General features: G+C 44.9%; 16 protein-coding genes. 5 read left to right on the plus strand and 11 right to left on the minus strand.

Annotation, left to right across the window (positions count from 1 at the left end; genetic code table 11):
• Positions 1 to 43 precede the first annotated feature (43 nt).
• Positions 44 to 505, minus strand: a complete 462-nt coding sequence (locus tag QUA33_RS28335) for a transposase (RefSeq protein WP_333183157.1) — start codon at positions 503 to 505, stop codon at positions 44 to 46.
• An 801-nt stretch (positions 506 to 1,306) separates the two neighbouring features.
• Positions 1,307 to 2,716, minus strand: coding sequence for a nickel pincer cofactor biosynthesis protein LarC (gene larC / locus QUA33_RS22635; RefSeq protein WP_333151340.1), 1,410 nt, complete (start codon positions 2,714 to 2,716; stop codon positions 1,307 to 1,309).
• A 75-nt stretch (positions 2,717 to 2,791) separates the two neighbouring features.
• On the opposite strand from larC, the gene QUA33_RS22640 reads away from it, so the two are divergent.
• On the plus strand, positions 2,792 to 3,457 hold the full coding sequence (locus QUA33_RS22640) for an L-threonylcarbamoyladenylate synthase (protein ID WP_333151342.1): 666 nt from the start codon (positions 2,792 to 2,794) through the stop codon (positions 3,455 to 3,457).
• Positions 3,458 to 3,525: 68 nt separating this feature from the next.
• Here QUA33_RS22640 and QUA33_RS22645 read toward each other — a convergent pair whose 3' ends face one another.
• The gene (locus QUA33_RS22645; RefSeq protein ID WP_333037862.1) at positions 3,526 to 3,810 is read right to left on the minus strand and encodes a DUF427 domain-containing protein; all 285 of its coding nucleotides are present in this window, start codon (positions 3,808 to 3,810) and stop codon (positions 3,526 to 3,528) included.
• Between the two features lie 97 nt (positions 3,811 to 3,907).
• Between QUA33_RS22645 and recQ the strand changes: the two genes are divergently transcribed.
• Positions 3,908 to 6,103: a DNA helicase RecQ gene (gene recQ, locus QUA33_RS22650; protein WP_333151344.1), complete on the plus strand. Its 2,196-nt coding sequence runs from the start codon at positions 3,908 to 3,910 to the stop codon at positions 6,101 to 6,103.
• A 546-nt stretch (positions 6,104 to 6,649) separates the two neighbouring features.
• Here recQ and QUA33_RS22655 read toward each other — a convergent pair.
• Both QUA33_RS22655 and QUA33_RS22660 read right to left on the minus strand, forming a co-directional pair.
• Positions 6,650 to 7,390, minus strand: a complete 741-nt coding sequence (locus QUA33_RS22655) for a peptidylprolyl isomerase (RefSeq protein WP_333151346.1) — start codon at positions 7,388 to 7,390, stop codon at positions 6,650 to 6,652.
• Positions 7,391 to 7,475: 85 nt separating this feature from the next.
• Positions 7,476 to 9,434 (minus strand): hypothetical protein, encoded by a 1,959-nt coding sequence (locus QUA33_RS22660; RefSeq protein WP_333151348.1) that lies wholly within the window; start codon positions 9,432 to 9,434, stop codon positions 7,476 to 7,478.
• 488 nt (positions 9,435 to 9,922) lie between these two features.
• Between QUA33_RS22660 and QUA33_RS22665 the strand changes: the two genes are divergently transcribed.
• Together QUA33_RS22665 and QUA33_RS22670 are read left to right on the plus strand one after the other, a co-directional pair.
• Positions 9,923 to 10,084, plus strand: a complete 162-nt coding sequence (locus QUA33_RS22665) for a hypothetical protein (protein WP_333151350.1) — start codon at positions 9,923 to 9,925, stop codon at positions 10,082 to 10,084.
• 16 nt (positions 10,085 to 10,100) lie between these two features.
• Complete coding sequence (locus tag QUA33_RS22670; protein ID WP_333151352.1) at positions 10,101 to 10,283, plus strand: hypothetical protein; 183 nt, start codon at positions 10,101 to 10,103, stop codon at positions 10,281 to 10,283.
• A gap of 34 nt (positions 10,284 to 10,317) precedes the next feature.
• Here the strand turns inward: QUA33_RS22670 and QUA33_RS22675 are convergent, their stop codons facing one another.
• The 6 genes from QUA33_RS22675 to QUA33_RS22700 all read right to left on the minus strand — a co-directional run bounded on the left by QUA33_RS22675 (position 10,318) and on the right by QUA33_RS22700 (position 18,082).
• On the minus strand, positions 10,318 to 10,530 hold the full coding sequence (locus QUA33_RS22675) for a hypothetical protein (protein WP_333151354.1): 213 nt from the start codon (positions 10,528 to 10,530) through the stop codon (positions 10,318 to 10,320).
• A 170-nt stretch (positions 10,531 to 10,700) separates the two neighbouring features.
• Positions 10,701 to 11,000 carry a hypothetical protein gene (locus QUA33_RS22680; RefSeq protein ID WP_333151356.1) on the minus strand — a complete coding sequence of 100 codons (300 nt, stop codon included), beginning with the start codon at positions 10,998 to 11,000 and terminating at the stop codon, positions 10,701 to 10,703.
• Between the two features lie 471 nt (positions 11,001 to 11,471).
• On the minus strand, positions 11,472 to 11,750 hold the full coding sequence (locus QUA33_RS22685; RefSeq protein WP_333151358.1) for a hypothetical protein: 279 nt from the start codon (positions 11,748 to 11,750) through the stop codon (positions 11,472 to 11,474).
• Positions 11,751 to 12,403: 653 nt separating this feature from the next.
• Positions 12,404 to 12,874 carry a HetP family heterocyst commitment protein gene (locus QUA33_RS22690; protein ID WP_333151359.1) on the minus strand — a complete coding sequence of 157 codons (471 nt, stop codon included), beginning with the start codon at positions 12,872 to 12,874 and terminating at the stop codon, positions 12,404 to 12,406.
• Between the two features lie 59 nt (positions 12,875 to 12,933).
• Positions 12,934 to 14,742 carry an HlyD family efflux transporter periplasmic adaptor subunit gene (locus QUA33_RS22695; RefSeq protein ID WP_333151361.1) on the minus strand — a complete coding sequence of 603 codons (1,809 nt, stop codon included), beginning with the start codon at positions 14,740 to 14,742 and terminating at the stop codon, positions 12,934 to 12,936.
• A gap of 193 nt (positions 14,743 to 14,935) precedes the next feature.
• A complete protein-coding gene (locus tag QUA33_RS22700) occupies positions 14,936 to 18,082 on the minus strand; it encodes a peptidase domain-containing ABC transporter (protein ID WP_333151363.1) in 3,147 nt (1,048 codons plus the stop codon).
• Between the two features lie 817 nt (positions 18,083 to 18,899).
• On the opposite strand from QUA33_RS22700, the gene QUA33_RS22705 reads away from it, so the two are divergent.
• Positions 18,900 to 19,223, plus strand: coding sequence for a transposase family protein (locus tag QUA33_RS22705; RefSeq protein ID WP_333095313.1), 324 nt, complete (start codon positions 18,900 to 18,902; stop codon positions 19,221 to 19,223).
• Positions 19,224 to 19,898: the final 675 nt, after the last annotated feature.

Below are 19,898 nucleotides of genomic sequence, written 5' to 3' on the forward strand. Positions count from 1 at the left end.
CGCTTTTATCAACAAGGTATGCGGGCCGCAACCCTTATACAGTCTATCTCGTAGACCTTTTTGTCACCCCCCCAGCCAGATCAATTATCGTATCAACCCTTTTAGTGGTGGTTGGCGAAAACTGGATCAATAAAAATTTAAGTTGCGACCACCATAATTCAATCGGATTAAAATCAGGAGAGTATGGGGACAAACATAAAATAGAAGCACCCACAGATTCAATCATCGATGTAATTGAATCTACTTTATGAGCGGGTAAATTATCCATCACTACTACTGCTGGCGACCACAATTGTGGCACTAACCATTGCTCAATAAATACCTCAAATGCTTTGCCATCCATTGAGTTATCCATTGTCATGAGCGCCACTACTCGCTTCAAACTAATTGCACCAATTACTGTGACTTTTTTCCCTCGGTAAAAAGGTTTAACCGCATAGGCTCTCGTTCCTCGTTGAGAACGTGCATGAGTTCTGGTTAAACAAGCGTAATACTCCAGTCTCATCTAAAAAAACTAGATCTTTTTGGTCGAACTGCTTGACTTTTTCCCAATACTCTAACCTTAACTTCATGACTTTTTCTGTTCCGGCTTGGCTACTTCTCACTGTTTTTTTTTACGATTTAATCCCAACTTTTGTAAGGCGTTACACATGGCTGTTCTACCCACCCTATTTCCAGTCTTCTGGCCAAATAACTCACACAATTATAGTAAGGTTGCATCGGGAGGTGCTGCCACTATTTCTCTCAACTCTGCTGTGGAATTATTCAAATGACTGTATCTCGGTTTCCTCCTGGGTTTCGGCTGTAAATTTCCCTCGATTTTTTGTTGCTTGACCAGTTTTTAAACAGAGCTTTTACTGACGGAAAATATCGCTGCTGTTTTTCTGATCGACAGCTTCTGCTCGATCTGGGCTGCTACTATGAAAGGAGCGCAAATCTACTGAGTATGCTTTCATTGGTATATTATTTTTAGTCGATTCTATTGTACCTCATAACATCCGGAAGTGCTGTATTCTTCTGCACTCATCGATGGGCGATCGGGTAAGGCAACCATAATGCGATCGGGAATGAAGTATGTTTATATAATAGCTTGAAGAAAAAGCGATTAAAAGGGCTGGTTTTTGAGATTGTCAATTATTGGCCGATATTTTTCGTGAGGGGAGCCCCTAACGTATTAGGGGTAATCTACCGGACATGATATCAGAGGTTTTGATTCCTCTGATTTAGATATTCCTCAAGCCTGCTGAGTCTGACGGGTTGTCAGCCCGTCAGGGACTAAATTCCTCATGTAAGTCACTGTAATTGATTAAGTGCGATCGTACCAACTTTGCAGCGCCAAGCGGTGAACTTCCCGCCAGCTAATATTTTTAATTCGGGCAATTTCCGCGCAATCTTCGTATTCCGGGTGTACATTAACAATCGTTTGTCCAGACTTCGCAACTTTTATCTTGACTTCGCCGTATTCTGTTTTAACGGTCTGGATTTCTCGGTGTAAAATAGTTCTCTGTTGAGTCGATCGCCTAATTCCCAAAGTAGTAGTCTCGCGAAAGATCACAGCTTCGCAAGCATCCTGAAATTCGGGATGACAAATCGCAGTTAACAACACCCCCAGTCGCGACTTTTTCATCACAATTGGGGTAGTGAAAACATCCAGAGCTCCGGCGGCAAACAAAGCATCAAAAACATAGCCGATCGCCTGCGGACTCAAATCATCAATTTGCGTTTCCAATACCGTAATAGTTTCTATGGAATTGGGCATTGGGAATTGGGAATCGGGCATTGGGAATTGGGAATTAGTAGCCGTCTTTCTCCCACTCTCCCACTCTCCCACTCTCCCCCTCTCCCCTTCTGACTTCTCCCCAATCCAGAGGCGCAAAATATTAGGAATTTCCAGGATTCGAGAACCTGCACCCAAACCGATCGCCTGAATTTGCATCGGCGGTGGCGGGCCGAAAGCAGACGCGAGAGTACAGGCGATCGCAGTTCCCGTAGGCGTGCACAATTCGCGATCGATCCCATTGCTGTAAACCGGCACTCGGTGCGTTTCCCACAACCGCATCACCGCCGGCGTCGGCACCGCTAACTTACCGTGGGCCGCTTTCACCGTACCTGCACCAGTCGGCATCGCCGAAAAGTAAAACTCCTGAATATCCAACCAATCCAAACCCAAACAAGTACCGACAATATCAATAATTGCATCAGTCGCCCCCACCTCGTGAAAGTGAACCTCGCTTGGGGGGATACCGTGTACGGCACCTTCTGCCTCTGCTAATTTGCCAAATACGGCCAAACTCCAAGCTTCCACACGCGGAGGCAATTTTGCAGAGACGATGATTTGCTCAATTTCGGGCAAATTGCGGTGATGAGTGTGGCTAATTTCGGCATCTGCTTCGCCGTGACTGTGAGAATGTTCTTCCCCGTGATGATGGTGGTGGCGGGCGTCAAAAGTCGGGGATTCCGTTTCCGAGGGATCGAGTTGGGTAGCGGGATTTTCAGGTTTTAACGACAAATCCGCAGCTAAATCCACATAAAATTTAGTTGCTTGTTGAGTATTCCGGTGGACTAATTCCGTCCGCAACTGGTACTCTGTCGAAATGCCGAGCAAATTGAGTTTTTCGATTAGGTATTCTAAAGGAACGCCGGCGTGGATGAGAGATCCAATGCACATATCGCCAGCAATGCCGGTTGGACAGTCAAAATAAGCTATTTTATTCATTGTTAACAATTAATTTTTAGCATTGATTGTTTCACTCGATATTTCGATCGCCCACTTAGCCTGCAATATCTTAACATGGCAACTATTTACGAAGTGCATCCAGTTGCACCCCAGAGAGACCGGATCGATAAAATTCAAAAAGCTCTGAAAAATGGGGCAGTGATGCTTTATCCGACAGATACAGTTTACGCGATCGGCTGCGATCTCAACTCCAAGTCTGCGGTAGAACGAGTCAGGCAGATCAAGCAACTCTCCAATGATAAGCCTTTAACGTTCCTGTGTTCTTCTCTGTCAAATATTACCGACTATGCTGCTGTCAGCGATGAAGCATACAGAATTATCAAGCGGTTAATACCGGGGCCTTATACATTTCTGCTGCCAGCTACCAAGTTAGTGCCGCGGTTGGTAATGAACCCAAAACGGAAAACCACTGGAATTCGCGTTCCCGACCAGCGGCTTTGTTTTACACTGTTGGAAGCCTTGGGAAATCCAATTATTTCAACATCTGCTCACATTACCACGGATGATGAAGGTGCAGCACCAGTCCCTGCATCTAAAGCAGAAAGCTTTGGCAAAGCTGAACTTTTTGACTGTTTTTCAAAGTTAGTGGATGTCATTGTAGATGACGGTTCCGATCCGGGATATCAAGTTTCTACCATTCTCGATTTGACACAAAGCGAACCGATTGTTGTTCGCCGTGGTTTGGGTTCGGAAGCTGTCGCCGTTTGGGAAAAAGATTAAATTTTTAAGGGGCAGGTTAAGCGCCCAATTCGCCCACAACCAGCCCCATTTTTTATTTCAAAACTGCTTTAAGCCTCTACCTTAACTCCTTTCCAAAAAGCAATATATCCCGCAATATTTTTAGCAGCATCTTTGGGAGTAGGATAGTACCACGCAGCATCTTTATTAACTTGTCCGCCAACTTCGACATTGTAGTAACTAGCAACACCTTTCCAACCGCAAGTAGTGTGAGTGCTGCTGTCTTTGAAATACTCACGGTTGATGGCATCGGCGGGGAAATAATAGTTGTTGTCTACAATTTCGCACTTGTCGCTCTCGGCCAAAACGGCACCATTCCAAATTGCTTTCGGCATCAGTTTTTCTGCTTAACTTGAGATTCTCAATTATTGTAACTGTATTTGTGCTCAAAAGGCATAGAATAGTTGAGAAGCCAACAACCAACTACTGCAAATGCCAGCGTCGAATCCGCCAATATCTTCTGTGCCGCTGTCCCTGGAACAAGCACTCAAACATTTTTTTGGCTATGACTCTTTCCGTCCGGGACAGCAGGAAATTGTCGAAGCTGCTTTACAAAAACGGGATATGATGATTGTCATGCCGACGGGCGGTGGCAAGTCTTTGTGTTTTCAATTACCGGCACTGTTGAAACCGGGATTGACTGTGGTTGTTTCGCCGTTAATTGCTCTGATGCAAGACCAGGTGGAAGCTTTGCAGGATAATGGAATTGGGGCGACTTTTCTAAACAGCACTTTGAGCAGTCAGGAAACCCGATCGCGCGAAACAGCGATTCTCGAAGGTAAGATTAAATTGCTTTATGTTGCACCCGAACGCTTGCTCGGTGAGAGATTTTTACCATTTTTAGATATAGTAGCAAATAAGTTAGGAATTTCGGCATTTGCGATCGACGAAGCCCACTGCGTTTCGGAATGGGGGCACGACTTTCGACCAGAATACAGGCAAATGCAGCGAGTGCGCGATCGATATCCCGACATTCCCATTATGGCACTAACAGCCACCGCCACCGAGCGCGTCCGCCAAGACATCATCCAGCAGCTAACTCTGCGAAATCCATACATCCACGTCGCCAGCTTCAACCGCCCCAATTTATACTACGAAGTTCGCCCCAAAACCAAACACAGTTTTGCCGAAGTTTTGCAAATTATCCAAAAAAAAGGCGGTTCGGGAATTATCTATTGCCTCAGCCGCAAAAAAGTTGACGAAGTTGCCTATAAATTGCAACAAAGCGGCATCGCAGCTTTACCATACCATGCCGGGATGAACGATATCGATCGCGCCACCAATCAAACCCGCTTCATTCGCGACGACGTGCAAGTAATGGTAGCCACAATAGCCTTCGGTATGGGCATTAACAAACCCGACGTGCGGTTTGTAATTCACTACGACTTGCCCAAGAATCTCGAAGGATACTATCAAGAATCCGGCCGCGCAGGCCGAGACAACGAACCCGCCCATTGCAGCTTATTTTTCGGCTACGGCGATGTCAAAACCATCGACTACATCATCGAGCAAAAGCCAGATCCGCAAGAACAACGAATTGCCCGCCAACAGTTGCGGCGAGTAATAAACTATGCAGAATCCACCGAGTGCCGTCGCACAATCCAGTTAAGTTATTTTGGCGATTCATTCCCAGGCAACTGCGGTACTTGCGATAACTGTTGCAACCAAAAACCCGTAGAAGATTGGACGATTGAGGCAATGAAATTTCTTTCTTGCGTCGCCCGATGCCAAGAAAAATTCGGCATGAATCATATTATTGACGTGCTGCGAGGTTCAAGAAATCAAAAAATATTGCAATACCAGCACCACCAACTTTCTACTTACGGAATTGGCAAAGATAGAAGTGCTGAGGAATGGAAAAAATTGAGTCGTTCGCTGTTAAATCAAGGTTTTTTAGACGAAAAAACAGACGGATTTCCCATTTTGAAACTGAATGAAAAAAGTTGGGAAATTATGAAACGTCAGCGTACAGTTGAAATCGCCATTGAACCCCAGCGGGAAGTACAGGGGAAAGTTCGTTCTTTGGCAGTAGAAGTAGAAGGTTTATTTACCGTACTGCGGACGCTACGCAAGCAAATTGCCGACGAACAATTTGTGCCACCTTACGTAGTTTTTGCCGATAAAAGCTTGCGAGACATGGCAGAAAAACGCCCGCAAAATCTCACAGAATTCGAGGAAGTTTACGGAGTTGGTAGCAACAAGCGAGATAAGTACGGTAAGGTTTTCTTGGAGGCAATTCGCAATTTTTGCAAAGAACAAGGATTGCCAAGTGGTGCTGCATCTTCTGATGTCGCTAATCTTCCCAATCTTGCTAACGTTGCGTCTTATTCGCAGATGCAAACCTGGGAATTATACCGACAAGGTTTGACAGTTCAAGGAATAGCTAATGCGCGGGGCATGAGCCCTAATACTATTTCTGGGCATCTGATAGAATTGATGGAAATGGGCAGGGAAGTTGATATAAATTTGTTGGTGGAACCGGAACGCCAGCAGGCGATAGTGTACGCAATTGAAGTTATGGGGGATGAGAAACTGAGAGCAATTTATGATTTTTTGGAAGAACGTTATACGTTTGAGGAGATAAAGTTTGTGCGGGCTTGGTGGCGGCAAAATTATGTCGGTTTTTAACCGCAGATGTAGGCTGATGTACGCTGATGGACGCAGATAATTAATAAATAGGAGGGAATAATGATAATTTAAAAAGTAGCTTTTTAGGAGAATAAATTAGAGTGGCGTTTTTAACCGATATATTTTTTTCATTTGGCTTTGCTAGCTGGCGGATATGGGGTTGGCACAACTCAAATCTAAAAAGTAATTTTAATAGCGCTATAAGTCAGTAAGCTTGGGTTGGCTAAGCGTCTCATTTTTCGCTATGTTTCGCGCAGTTTCGAGGGCGACAAGTTCCCTTTTTAACTAAACTTTATTGAGCTATAAATACCTCGTAAAACCACTTTTTATCTAAGTAGTAGAGTGCGTGAAAGGGAGCAATATTTAAATCCACAAGCATGAGGCTATTTACACTCACGCACCGCGCCAAGGAATGAATAATAATATTGATGCAGTTGGAAAAGATATTAGGTCTCTCTGTGCACCCAGAACCACCCTAAATTTTTGCATTGTATTTGGTTGCAGCAAAATTATATAATGGGTTTTTGAGGGCGAAAAATTAAGTTTCTACACTTTAGTGTTGTACAATAAATAGTTGACTTCGTTAGCCAACCATTCGTTAAACAGATTGTGCAATATTTCTTGATACCGTTCAGGGGTTAATTCCGCTGGGAGAAACTTTTCAACCAGAAACAAGTGATATCCTAGCTCTGTTTCAATTGGACGAATTACTTCTCCGGGTTGAGCGCTAAATACTGCGACGGCTATCTCTGGTTTTAAACCCCACCGATAAACCTTGCCTTCGCAACCGCATATATGCCGACGATTTTCGTCAATATCGTAAAGGTGAGCGGCATCAAAAAAGCTGATTTCTCCTTCTTGAATTTGATAAAATAGTTCCTGAGCAAGCTGGGGATTGGCAACAATTATTTGATAAAGAATTATTTGGTCGAATTGCAATTTGTTTTGAACAAAAATCTTTTCTACTTCTTTGCTGAATAAGTGTTCGGCTAGTTTTTGGCTGAGGAGCCGATCGCGAATCCCTGCCTCTAAATCTTCTACAGAAATCATCTGATCGACCAGCCAAGCAATCGTATCCGCCGCTTTCTCCAAACGCTTCTCGCGGCGGAGTTGGTCGCCCACAGCTTGAATTTCGTCGGGAGTCACAGTTAACCCCCGTTCCCGGGCTGCTTTATCAATAACTTTTTTATGCAAAACCTTTTGACTAAATGTTTTTAATTGCATCTCTTGTTTGAGTAGTTCGATGATTTCACTTGCTTCAATCATTGGCCCGTAAAAGTCTTTCATCTTTCTCTCTCAACCTATATGAATTTATTAACTTCATCCCCCGACGATTCCTGCGGGGTCGTTGATGTTAACGGTTAACGGTTAGCTACAAGATGTCATTTGGCAAACTAATAAAATCAGTATTGCTCAAAGTTGTTGCACCCGCTGCGTTAACTGTTCCCAAAACAACAGCTAAAATTCGATCGCCATTATTTGAACTAAACTTGACCAGAGTCGCGTCTGTCGTACCGTCGCCATCCGTATCAAACGCGACGAGTGTCAAATCTGTTACCGAAAGTCCCCCTATTAGCCCAATTCGATCGCCTTGAGCGGGATTGAAATCAACGACTCGATCGGCTAACAATGGATTAGCTGCTGCACTCGCTGTTTCCGATGTAAATGCAAAGGTATCAGCGCCGCTACCTCCTATCAATGTATCGGTGCCGAAGTCGCCGCAAAGAAAATCGTCGCCGTTGCCACCACTCAGCAAATCTTGACCTTTTCCTCCCCGCAAAGTGTCGTTTCCATCGCCTCCATCGATCGCATCATCACCTCTGTTACCTGTGACAATATCGTCGCCGATTCCTGCAAAAATTCGATCGATCCCGCTACCGCAAATAATCACATCGCTGTCGCTGGTGCCGAGCCAATATCCGTCGCCGTTGCTGTCGTAGGTGATAGTTAATGCGCCAGGATAGTTTTCTGGGGCAACCATTTCTGGAGGCGGGGTTGTCTCAGGATTGATGTTGTTGGTATTGTCCTCGGGAAGTGCGATCGAATTATTGCTGTTACTGTTATCTGTGGGATTAGAAGTGATCGCGCTGCTGTCACCACCCCCCGTACCCGCATCCTCATTATTATTTGAGGGTGTTGGCGGTGTTGGCGGTGTTGGCGGTGTTGGCGGTGTGGGTGTTGGCACTGTGATATTAATTACGGGTGCAGAGCCTGTAGCAGCCGGAGCAGGCGCAGGTGCAGGCGCTGCTGCAGGTGCAGGCGCTGCTGCTGAAGCTGTGGCGCTAGTAGTTGGCCCAGTATCTAAACCGCTGCTAGCTGAGGCGCTCGCACTGCTAGAAGTGCCACCGGGAGCCGATGCTGTCTGAGTGCTGGTGCTGCTGCCTGTCGGAGAAGTCGCTGTCGCGCTGCTGCTGGCACCGCTGCTGTCTCCTAACGGCGCAGGTGCTGGTGCTGGTGCTGGTGCTGGTGCTGGCGCAGGTGCAGGTGCTGGTGCTGGTGCTGGTGCTGGTGCTGGTGCTGGTGCTGGTGCTGGTGCTGGTGCTGGTGCAGGCGCTGGGGCGCTAGTAGTTGGCCCAGTATCTAAACCGCTGCTAGCTGAGGCGCTCGCACTGCTAGAAGTGCCGCCGGGAGCCGATGCTGTCTGAGTGCTGGTGCTGCTGCCTGTCGGAGAAGTCGCTGTCGAGCTGCTACTGCTGGCACCGCTGCTGTCTCCTAACGGCGCAGGTGTTGGTGCTGGCGCAGGGGTAGGTGTTGGCGCAGGTGCAGGCGCAGGCGCTGGGGCAGAAGCTGTGGCGCTAGTAGTTGGCCCAGTATCTAAACCGCTGCTAGCTGAGGCGCTCGCACTGCTAGAAGTGCCACCGGGAGCCGATGCTGTCTGAGTGCTGGTGCTGTTCCCTGTGGGAGAAGTCGCTGTCGCGCTGCTGCTGCTGCTCGCACCGCTGGTGTCTCCTAACGGCGCTGGTGTTGGCGCTGGTGTTGGTGCAGGTGCTGGCGCTGGTGCTGGCGCTGGAGTTGGCGCTGCTGCTGGGGCCGAAGCTGTGGCGCTAGTAGTTGGGGGCGCGACTGTAGAAGCACTTGCTGCCGCGCTGCCGCTGCTAGATGTAGCCCCTGCAGTGTAAGCAGTCTGACTGCTGGTACTGCTTCCCGTCGGGGAAGCGGCTGTCGCGCTGCTGGTACTGCCCGCACCGCTGCTATCGGCAAAGGAACTAGATTTGCTGGAACTGCTGCTGCCCGCACCAGGGTTATTCGCCGCCGGCGAATTCAAAAGGTTTAAACTATTGCTGTTTCCAACAATATTACTTAAGGACTCAGATGAATCTAAGGAAGGCATCGCGATTTATCTCCTTTTAGCTGTAAACAGGAAAAGCACTTGCGTGAACATAGACACTGCCAATTTCAAATAAAAAGGTATGATTTTGAATAGTGTGAAGCAATTGCTCTTGAGTTCCGACTAAAAACTGAAATGTTTTTAATAAAAGTTGTTTTTTTTCAATGTATCTAAATATATCGGGACTAATTAGAGCTGTGTTGCCAATTTGGCAGATTTGTTTGAAATTATAGGACTTACGCAAGGAGTCAATTTTAGACTATCTCGAATGGCTGTTGGTGGTGTGGATTTTCTAGCCGATGGGAGGGTACTCGGAACGGCACAGATTGATATCAAGTCCACTTAATTACTTATGAAAGTTATAGGGACATAAACTATAGGGCATAAGGCATATGCCATAGGCCATATGGCATACTTCAAGACTATTCAACCGGAAATGATATGAGGGGGTTGCAGCCGACTGGAATGCGGCGGATTGAGCCGATTTAAAGGTGATCGATCTCGCATTTGTAGCCGATCGCGAAACAGTTCTGCTCCCCCGCACTTCCGGCTTGGGAGATACTGCTTATGGGCACGACGGACAACTTACCAAGCGGGAGGTTCGAGCCGTTACTCTGTCAACCTTGGCAGGGGTTCCGGCAGAGTTGCTTTAGGATGTAGGCGCGGGTTGTGGCTCGATCACGATCGAATAGATGCGGAGTCATGGCAGGTGCAGGGCGATCGCGATCGCCCTGCACCTGCCATGATGCGGAAGTAATTAGAATTGGCATTCAGCGAGTTGGGGCGATCGGCCCTTTCCTCGGCCATAAACCGCTGGTACCCGTGACGCAGTGGTCAATCATTAAAAACTAAAAAGGGCTTAAGCCCTTACTATAAGCCATCAAAGTTAGTGTGGCAAGTCCATCGCCTTGACAGTAACACTCTCAAAAGCATAGTTTGCTCCTGCTGCTGATTTAATTTTTACTTTCACTTTATCAAAGCCTGCGTAGTAAACATCAACACCAGCTAGAGGATCAGTGCCAATCGCCATAGCTGTTCCTGTACCCGTTGCTTTCGTAACTTGACCTTGGTTTCTCAAAATAATGTTTGTAGCAGTCAAAGTGTTTCCACTGTCCACTTATGAAAAGGCAGCCAACGCCAATGCAGCACCACCTAAAATCAAGTCGTTTTCTGAAACATTTTCGAGGTAGGACAAATCAGATATCAACATAATGCTCTTTGTTTTTAAACTAAACTTGCTTAAACCAGACTTGCTTAAATTGTGATTCTTCAATAACCGATAAACAGAGCAAAACTGTCTGATTCAGCCCGTGCATAATTTTTTCCAGTTTTAGCATAAGCGTAAGCCTGAGCCTGGGAGTCAGTGAAACCTTGCGACACAGTTGTAGAAGTTCGAGTTTGAGCGTAAGTAGATTGACCAACAGCAACAGCATCACCCTTAGCAGAACCAGAACCGCTACTAGCGAATGCACTGGTATTTGCGTAGGCATAGACACCGCCGACAATATTAGTTTCTTCAATCAATTCTTCCTGGTAATCCAAGTCGCAAATAATCATTAATTTTGCCATCCACTCTATTCATCACAACCTGAATACTGTGTTGTATAGCAACCGCCACATCGGTTAGGACATTAAGGGACTCATAAATAGAGTCTAAAATCCTTGCTTCATAAACGGTTGGATTCGGATACCATAACTGTCACTTGTCTACTGTCAACTGCTATAGTTACCCTTGACATTCACGGAATAGATAGGGCTTGCTGAATAAGTCTACAGAACGAATCTAGAGGCTACACAGCTTGCAAAATATGGGGTTTGTCGCCTAGTTCCCAAATTTAGCTAACTATTTCCCCCAAAAAAGCAAGGGTTTTGAGCCTATAGATATTAAAAACTTACACTTGTTTGCTCAAAAAAGGCTCAAAACCCTTGTCTGTCTTACTTTGTACCTTTATTCAGCAAGCCCTAGATAGAAAACCGCTGAAAGTTGTGAAGATATCGATCTTGCAGCGGTTTCTGCTATTTGTTTGTAGGGTAGAACTACTACCAGTAGAAGTAGGAACCTACGGAACCAGCTACGGAGGCACTGGAAGCTGTGGAATAGTAGCCCTGATCGGTTTCAGTGTAGGTGACACTCTTAGCGAAAGTATTTTTGCCGTAGGCATTAGAATCTGCTAATGCGATCGCGCTATTGCCTTTGATTTCTGGCTTCGAGACAATCTGCAGTTTGACGAAATCATTTTCGTAGAAGTTGTAGTATCCGCCTTCTACTTGGGTTGATTCGGAGACGATTTCGACGTGGTTGAGGTCTGAGATAATCATTGCTTTTTCCTGTTTTTTTTGGATTAGTTGCTCGAAGGAACGTTGTTTTCTTTCGATGTACCTAATATATCTGGACTAATTAGAGCTGTGTTGCCAATTTGGCAGATTTGTGAAAATTAAATTGTAAAGTCAGCTTCATGAATCTATGTTAATTATTTGATCGCAAACTAGAGGCTATCGATATATAGCAGTTGACAGTTGACAGTTATGTTATCCGAATCCAACCGTTTATGAAGCAAGGATTTTAGACTCTATTGATGAGCGGAGTGAATGTCCTAATCGATGTGCCTATCGATATATTTTGACATCCAACAACCAGCCTCGTTTGATAGTTTATTGACGAGACTGGAAAATTGTAGTATTTGGATCAATTTATAATAGTAAATCCGGGTTACTCATCCCCTTTATTGTCATGGTTCACTGCGTGTCGCAATCGCAGAGACTAGGCGATTGCGACGAACAGCGAACAATGACAATAAAAGGGGTACCAGATAACAAATTATTAAGTACGATCGCCCCAGCATGTTGCCATTTTGGCAGATTTATCTGAAGCGCGGATTTTTGATACTTAAAAACCCGATCGCCCGCGGTGAGTAAACCAAAAAACAGGTACACCCAACGCCCGCAATCGGGTTGTCGGTCTATCGACTAAATTACTTACCCGCCCAATTAGACAAGCGCGTCTTAAATCCAGCAAAAAATGCTTGACTGGGAATTGGCAAACACTCAACCTTCTGGAGCGCGAGATATTGCCCTTCCTTGACTTCAAGTCCAAAACCTCTGGTATCTGAGTGCAACTCGCTAAAAGCCTCAGTTACATAACCCCCTCGAACTCCCGCTCGTTTTTCCCTCACCACCTCCAGATGATCTAAATCAGCAATTTTGCCCAATGCAGACTTAGTTTCCGATTTACTCGACTTGCTGATTTGACTGTTTTCCTTAAGCAAGCGGTTGGAAGTACGGTAAGGGATATAGTCGAGAGGGTTGTAACCCGTGCACCGCAAAAGTAAAAAACAAGCCCAAGAATACTTTCCTGCCAGGATGGCTGAAATTATCTCATCCAATTGTTCTGGTTTGATTCCAACTTGGGAATGATTGGCAGAATTGTGGAATTGGGAATTCATTATTTTATCCTGTTTTGTGTATATAGAGTGACAAAGGACAACAACCACTTAACTAAGTTCTACAAACTCATGCCGCCTTTTTGTAGTTGCTTGAGAGGGTCAAGCAAAACGTCGGCTATGCTGCGCTGGCGGATGACAATTTCTGCAGTAGCTGTCTGGCCAGCTTTGAGTTTCCAGGTTTGATTGTTGGCTTTCACTGAGTCTCGATCGATACTCACTTCCACCCGGTAAAAAACACCCAATCGCTCGTCTGTTTTGGCATCCGGCGAAATAGATAAAACTTTTCCCGGAATCACGCCGTAATTTTGATAAGGAAAAGCATCGAATTTGACTTGCACCGGCATTCCGGTTTTGACAAATCCCGCTTCTCGGTTCGGCAAACTGACTTCCAGCACCAGAGGAGCCTGATTCGGAGTCATTTCTGCAATAGTTTGACCCGGTTGAACTACTTCGCCAGTGTTGTGAATGTTGAGTGCGGAAATCACTCCGCTAACGGGTGCGTAGAGAAATCTTTGTTTGAGCTGATTTTTTGCTTGAGCGAGCAGGGTTTGGGTTTCGGCAATTTTGGATTTGACTTGATTTAATTCCATTTCCAACTGCTGAATTTTTTGCTCATTTTCTAACTGCGTTTGGCGCGCTGCGGCTTGTTTGCTGGCGGCTTCGGCTTGCAGTCGATCGACTTCTGCCAGTTGTTGGGCTAATTCACCTTGGGCTTTAGAAATGGCGCTTGTTCGATCGCGCAAATTTTGCTCGACTTCAAACAACCTTTCCTTAACCCCAGTTGCATCAGACAGTTGACTCCTGATGGCAGCACTTTGCCTGTCGCGAACGGTTTGCTCGACTTCAAAGGCGCGATCGTCAGCCTGAGTTGTCTCCCCCAACTGGCTTCTAATCACCGCATTTTCACTTTCTCGCAGAGCTTCCTCAGCTTGAAACAATACGTCTTTTGACAGTGCTCCTTCATCTACCAAAGGTTTGAGACGCGCGATCCGTTCTTTGTGAGCAGTCACTTTTGCTTGCAATTGCCCCAGCAATTCTTGACTTTTGCGTTGCAACGGTTTCACCTGATCCCGCCGCCCTTGCTGGGAGTTAATATCTGTTTTCAGTTGCGAGAGCAAGTCTTGCACATCCTTTTCCAGAGGTTTGAGCTGTTGCTTGCGCCCTTGCTGAGACACTAAATCTGCTTGCAATTGCTCGATTTGAGACTGCGTGGTGGCCGCTGAAGCGCGAGCACGGGCGATCGCAGCTTCAGCCCCCCGCTGGTCTGCAGCAGCAATAGCTTGGCTCGCTTCCGCTTCAAGTCGAGTTCTCTCGATCGAACTAATCTGCTGCACCAATTGAATTCGATCGGCGTTCAGAATTTTCTCAAGACGCTCCACCTCGCTCTGGGCATTCGACGGGTCTAATTCGGCCAATAATTGTCCAGCTTTGATTTTTTGACCTTCTTTGATAGCGAGGTTAATAATTTTTCCCGTCTCCGTCGGATGAATTTTGTAAACAGCACCTTTGGGAACTAATTTGCCCTGAGCATGACCAACTTGGTCAACTTTTCCCAAAGTTGCCCACGCTCCAAAAGCTACGGAAAAAACCATTCCTCCTAATATCAACCGCTGGGGAAAAGATACTGGTGGCTGGTCGAGTACCGAGTGCAAAGAAGTAGACCAATTCTTAGCATCAGGCTGCCGTAACTGTAATTGGGCAATATTGATACCGTCATGAGTTTGAGAAGAGCGATTTTTAGATTCGACAACTTCTAAAGATCGGTCTTTTTTTCTTGGTTCGTTTTCTTGCCTAGAAGCTACGCCTCCATAGACTTCACCTATTTCGTTAGGAGCGTGGCCTAATTCTTTCTCATCTTGTGAAAACATTGTATTTCCTCCAAATTAGTCTGTTGACTGTTGGCAGTTGCAGTTGTTAGGAGCTATAAGTCAGGAGTCAGAAGTCACGAGTAAGTGAAAATTATCTTTAGTCTTGTGTAGGTTGCTAATGACTAATGACCAATGACCAATGACTAATGACTAATGACTAATGACTAATAACTAATGACTAATGACTAATGACTTAAATATCGAGTTGTTGCTGAGCGAGGTGATAGTAAAGTCCGCGTTCAGCCATTAATTCGTCGTGGTTGCCTTGTTCGACTAAAATGCCTTTGTCTAGAACCAAAATTCGATCGGCATTACGCACCGTAGACAACCGATGAGCGATAATAAACGCAGTGCGATCGCGACTAATGCGGGCGAGATTTTGCTGAAACCTGCGTTCAGACTCCGTATCCAGCGAAGAAGTTGCTTCATCCAAAACCAAAATCCGGGGATCTCCCAAAAGAGCGCGGGCGATCGCAATTCGCTGCCGCTGGCCCCCAGACAAACTCGTTCCCCTTTCCCCCACTGGAGTTTGATAACCCAGCGGCATATCTTGAATAAAAGCATGAGCTTCTGCTAGCTTCGCCACTTCTATCGCCTCTTCCAAGCTTGCAGAAGCAGCATCGTTTCCGTTTTTATACAGTGTAATATTTTCCAAAATCGTTCCCGAAAACAAGAAACAATCTTGAGGAACAACACCCAACTGAACTCGCAGCGACTGCAAAGAAATGTGCCGAATATCGTGGCCGTCAATTGTCAGCCGCCCCTTTTCTGGATAATAGAAACCTTGCAGCAGCTTCACCAAAGTGCTCTTACCGGAACCGCTGCGGCCGACAATTGCCACAGTTTCTCCAGCTTGCACCTCAAAGGAAAGATTTTGCAGCGTATTGCGTTCCTCATCCTGAGCATAACGAAAAGAAACATTGTCAAACTTGACGTTTCCCTGAATGCGAGGCAGCACCAGCATTGGCTTGTAAGGGCTTTCTTCGGGTTGGGCAGAGAATACATCATCCAAACGCTCGATCGAAACGACCACTTCTTGAAACTCATCCCACAGTCCCACCACTGAAAGCACAGGAGAAATCACGTTCCCAATCATCATATTAAAAGCCACAAATTGACCGATAGTCAACTCGTCTTGAATCACCAGCATTGCCCCGTACCACAGCAAAGCCGTGCTGCCCAAAGTATTAATCCCACCCCCAATTACCTGCAAAGAATTAGCCAACTTCTGCCCGCGAAATTTAGCATTAATCATGCAGGTTAATTGGTCTTCCCAGCGCCAGCGCATTTCTCGCTCAGCAGCAGTGGCCTTAACCGTCGCCACCCCAGTAATCATTTCCACCAAAGATGAATTTTGCTTGGCACTTTCTGTAAAAATCTCCCGCGACACTTTTCGCAAAAACGGAGTTGCCACTAAAGTCAAAATCACGATCGGCGGAATCAAAGCCAGCACCAACAAAGCCAGACGCCAGTTATAGTAAACCATCAGTCCGATGTAAACTACAGCCATCAAAGCATCCAACCAAGCCGTAATAGCTTGGCGAGTCAAAAATGCCTGAATTTTTTGATTTTCCTGAACCCGCGTCAAGATATCGCCCACCTGACGAGATTCAAAAAACTTGATCGGCAAACTAAGAGTGTGACTGATAAAGCCGCTAATTAAAGTCAGGTCAATGCGGTTCGACAAATAATCCAGCAAATACTGTCTCGTTGCGCCCAACAGCGTTCGCCAAACACTAAACAGCAGCAGTCCGATCGCAAAAACGTGCAGAGTTACTATGCTTTTGCTAACAACCACTTGGTCGAGAATTACTTGGGTAAATAGGGGAGTAACTAGACCAAATATTTGGAGCAACAAGGAGAGTATCAAAATTTTGGCAATCGCAGCGCGGTAGGGCCAGACTATGCCAACAAAATCTTTAATTTTAATGCCTTGATCTTCGGCACTGTGATTGCGGTATAGTTCCGCTGTCGGGTCTAAAATTAGGGCGTAGCCAGTCCAATTGTCGGTAAAATTTTTAACGGTCATCCACCGCTTGCCAGCGGCCGGATCGGCTACTAAAACCTGTTGATTTTTAAAGCGATAAACTGCCACGTAGTGATTGCCTTGCCAGTGAGCAATCCAGGGATTTTGATTTCGCAGCGGAGTTAAAGAAGCTCGGACGGGACGGGTGTGAAATCCCATCCTTTCCGCTGCTTTTGCCAGACTCTTGAGCGACGCGCCACTGCGGCCAATTTCTGCCAATTCGCGCAAGTAATTTAGGCTGAATTTTTTACCCCAATATTCGCTAATCATGGCTAAGCAAGTAGCTCCACAATCTGCTGTGCTCTGTTGTTGAATGAATGGGTATCTGCTGCTCAACCAGAGCCGCTGCTTGGGTTTGGGAAAGCTGATGATTCCGGCTGCGGGTTTTTGCTGAGCAAATGCGGTTAATTTTGATGGCTCGGTTTGTGAGGTAGATCGGGCATCTTGGGGCGGCGTTACTAAGCTTAAAATTTGAGGTTTGCGGATGATTTTAGGGCGGGAATTGCTTTCGGAACTAATTGTGGCCTTAGCGATTTCCCACTGTTCGCTGCTCAGCTGGTAAAGTAGCAGATCTGTTACCGCTATCCAGTCGCTCTTTACATCTGAATGCTCCCAGTTACTGCCGATAATTGGCGGTGCTTGACCTTGAATTTGACCGCTGCGGAGCCAAAAAAGATTGTTGGAGTTTTGGCAATGCTCAGCGAGGGAAACTCCGGCAGGAATTCGGCTTTCTTCTATGTAAGGAAGTAAATGCGGCCACAGAAGCTGTTGTTGGTGGGGAGGGAGCGATCGCAAATCTGTTTGTGTCTTGAAAAATATTAACCGCTGTCGCTCTTGAAATTCTTGCTGCAAATGCTGTTGCAGTTGCGGGCATTCTTCTAAAATAAGCTGCATTGTGGTGGCCGCAATTCGAGCAATTTGGCAAGTGTCGGCTGCAATTACCCTGTAAGGCAATCCGCTGTCTATAAATCGGTCATCTGTCCCAAATATTGCTCCGACTTCCAGTACAATCGCCGAAATCTCCTGCTGGTGAGACGCTTCTACCGCTAGCAGCCTGACTCTTCCCTCGCAAACTAAATAAAAATGGCGATCGCTCTGTTCCTGTTCAACTAAATTGTTGCTATTATGGGGTATTTGATATTGAGTAATTTCATCTCCGAGCTGAAACTCGCAAATTTCACAGACTGTATTTAATTTCGCCACTAATGTCGGTCCTGCACCGACTTCCTCGAAAATTTTCTGAATAGCCGGGAAATTTTTCAAGGCTTCTGGGGTTTGAAAAATGTGATTTTTAACCCCTAAAATTTTTTTCATAACTTACCCTGTCAAAAAGTTGTTTCAAATTTTTTGAATTACAACTAACCCGGTTATGAGCAATTTTTATTGGTTTAGTCGCAATTGAGTTGGCTTAAAAACTGTTTGTCGATATGTCCGACTAACACCTCTTGGTTACGGCATCCCTTCAACGCCTTTAGGATATATAAAATTGCGTTTTTTCAGGATTGTGTGGTGATTACGTAAGTGTGGTTTTGGCTGGCTCCCAGTTTAACTTATAGAATCGTGATTTGGGCTACCTTTGATGGCAATCTTTACCTAATCTTTATAAATTTACCGTAATTATACGGAGATATGTGAAGATTGTGTGAAGCTGGGAGGTAAATGTTGTGTCCGCTATACGTGTATCTACACAGAAGTTGACATTCAGGATTCAAAACCCATCAATTTTTGACGATCGTTTGTGAAGTCCAGATTCCGAACATTGTAAAGAAATATTGATTGCTATTAGTTTGTAGCAGCAATTCAAGCAATTAATGGTTCTTCCTTACTTAGTATGCTAAAATCTTATGAAGACAGCGATCGTTGAAGTTAAACATAAAAAAATTAATGACAAAAATCCTGTATCCATCTAATGTAATTTTAGGGGATAGCTTAGAGAGAGAAGCAACAATTATTTGAGAATTTACCCTCAAAAATAAAACAGAATTTTTCCCAGTATGTAGCCAAACAAGCCGCCGTATTTATCAAAAAAAAACGCATTTACTTAGAAATTTACCAACGACTAATAGAAGATATTTCTATTAGTAAGATTGTGCAATAAAAAAAGATAAAAGACATTTTTTTACACAGAAACATGAGGGACCTCCTGAATTATCTTGAAAATAATCATAAAAAAACACAGCGATTAATTGCTTTGGTCTATGAACAGTTACAACAATTTATCCAAAATGCCGAACCATTACATCATGAAAAACAAGCTTTACTAGAATCCCAAAAAGTGACAATTATTGCTGGTGGAGTCGGTCAAAAACCCAAACTATCTATTCCCGAACAAATAATTTTAACTTTGTTCTATCTTAGGACTAGGACAACACTTCAACTTCGGGGCATCCCATTTGGAGTTAGTGAGTCCACAGCTAATGATACATTTAACTATTGGTTTGGACGCCTGCTTTGATTGCTACCATCTAGCTGGCTGGAAGAAGTAAAAAAACGCTGCTGATCGTGCAATAGTTAAGGAAATATTCACAGAATATTAATTAATAGTAGATACCTAGGAACAAGTCAGAGAAATACCTGGAACTCGTGCTGAACAAGAAAAATACTTTTCAGGCAAGAAGACTAACCATAAGCTGTCGTGCATTTAAATTGTAGATTTGAGGCGCGCTGGACGCCCAACCCTACTCTCCACCAGAGTTTTATTGTTTTTTAATAGACAATTTAAAGGCCGCAACAGCTTACTTTTAAAAATTAAATAATTTTCATGCCAGATGGTAGAGAGATAGTTGGTGTTGTGGCAGGGGAGTCTTAACCTAAAAGGGATATAACCTTATTCTGGGAATATCGCGAACGAGTTTGACCCTCAACAAAGATTTAAGAGATATCAAGCTTACGTTGGATAAAATTCAATAACAACTCCCATTAAAAAAATCACAAAATTAGAATTCACAACTGGACATAAAAACAAAACAAAGCGTTTGCTTGTAGCAAAAATTTTGTCTAACATCGAAATTATAACTGTCAAGAAACTTCGATATTTACAATCAATATTTAGATAAAATTGCTAAAAATATGAGCCAGTAATTTTAAGTATTTGTGGAAGAGTCAGGTTGCGAATTGCAACGCTACTACT

Source organism: Microcoleus sp. Pol14D4 (assembly GCF_036701245.1).
GTDB lineage: Bacteria > Cyanobacteriota > Cyanobacteriia > Cyanobacteriales > Microcoleaceae > Microcoleus.

Excerpts from the sequence above, each read along its gene's own strand:
- QUA33_RS22695 (WP_333151361.1), bottom strand. The coding sequence starts at position 14,742 with ATGTTTTCACAAGATGAGAAAGAATTAGGCCACGCTCCTAACGAAATA.
- QUA33_RS22655 (WP_333151346.1), bottom strand. The coding sequence starts at position 7,390 with ATGAAAGACTTTTACGGGCCAATGATTGAAGCAAGTGAAATCATCGAA.
- QUA33_RS22640 (WP_333151342.1), top strand. The coding sequence starts at position 2,792 with ATGGCAACTATTTACGAAGTGCATCCAGTTGCACCCCAGAGAGACCGG.
- larC (WP_333151340.1), bottom strand. The coding sequence starts at position 2,716 with ATGAATAAAATAGCTTATTTTGACTGTCCAACCGGCATTGCTGGCGAT.
- recQ (WP_333151344.1), top strand. The coding sequence starts at position 3,908 with ATGCCAGCGTCGAATCCGCCAATATCTTCTGTGCCGCTGTCCCTGGAA.
- QUA33_RS22685 (WP_333151358.1), bottom strand. The coding sequence starts at position 11,750 with ATGATTATCTCAGACCTCAACCACGTCGAAATCGTCTCCGAATCAACC.
- QUA33_RS22690 (WP_333151359.1), bottom strand. The coding sequence starts at position 12,874 with ATGAATTCCCAATTCCACAATTCTGCCAATCATTCCCAAGTTGGAATC.
- QUA33_RS22660 (WP_333151348.1), bottom strand. The coding sequence starts at position 9,434 with ATGCCTTCCTTAGATTCATCTGAGTCCTTAAGTAATATTGTTGGAAAC.
- QUA33_RS22645 (WP_333037862.1), bottom strand. The coding sequence starts at position 3,810 with ATGCCGAAAGCAATTTGGAATGGTGCCGTTTTGGCCGAGAGCGACAAG.
- QUA33_RS22700 (WP_333151363.1), bottom strand. The coding sequence starts at position 18,082 with ATGAAAAAAATTTTAGGGGTTAAAAATCACATTTTTCAAACCCCAGAA.
- QUA33_RS22680 (WP_333151356.1), bottom strand. The coding sequence starts at position 11,000 with ATGGCAAAATTAATGATTATTTGCGACTTGGATTACCAGGAAGAATTG.
- QUA33_RS22705 (WP_333095313.1), top strand. The coding sequence starts at position 18,900 with ATGAGGGACCTCCTGAATTATCTTGAAAATAATCATAAAAAAACACAG.
- QUA33_RS28335 (WP_333183157.1), bottom strand. The coding sequence starts at position 505 with ATGAGACTGGAGTATTACGCTTGTTTAACCAGAACTCATGCACGTTCT.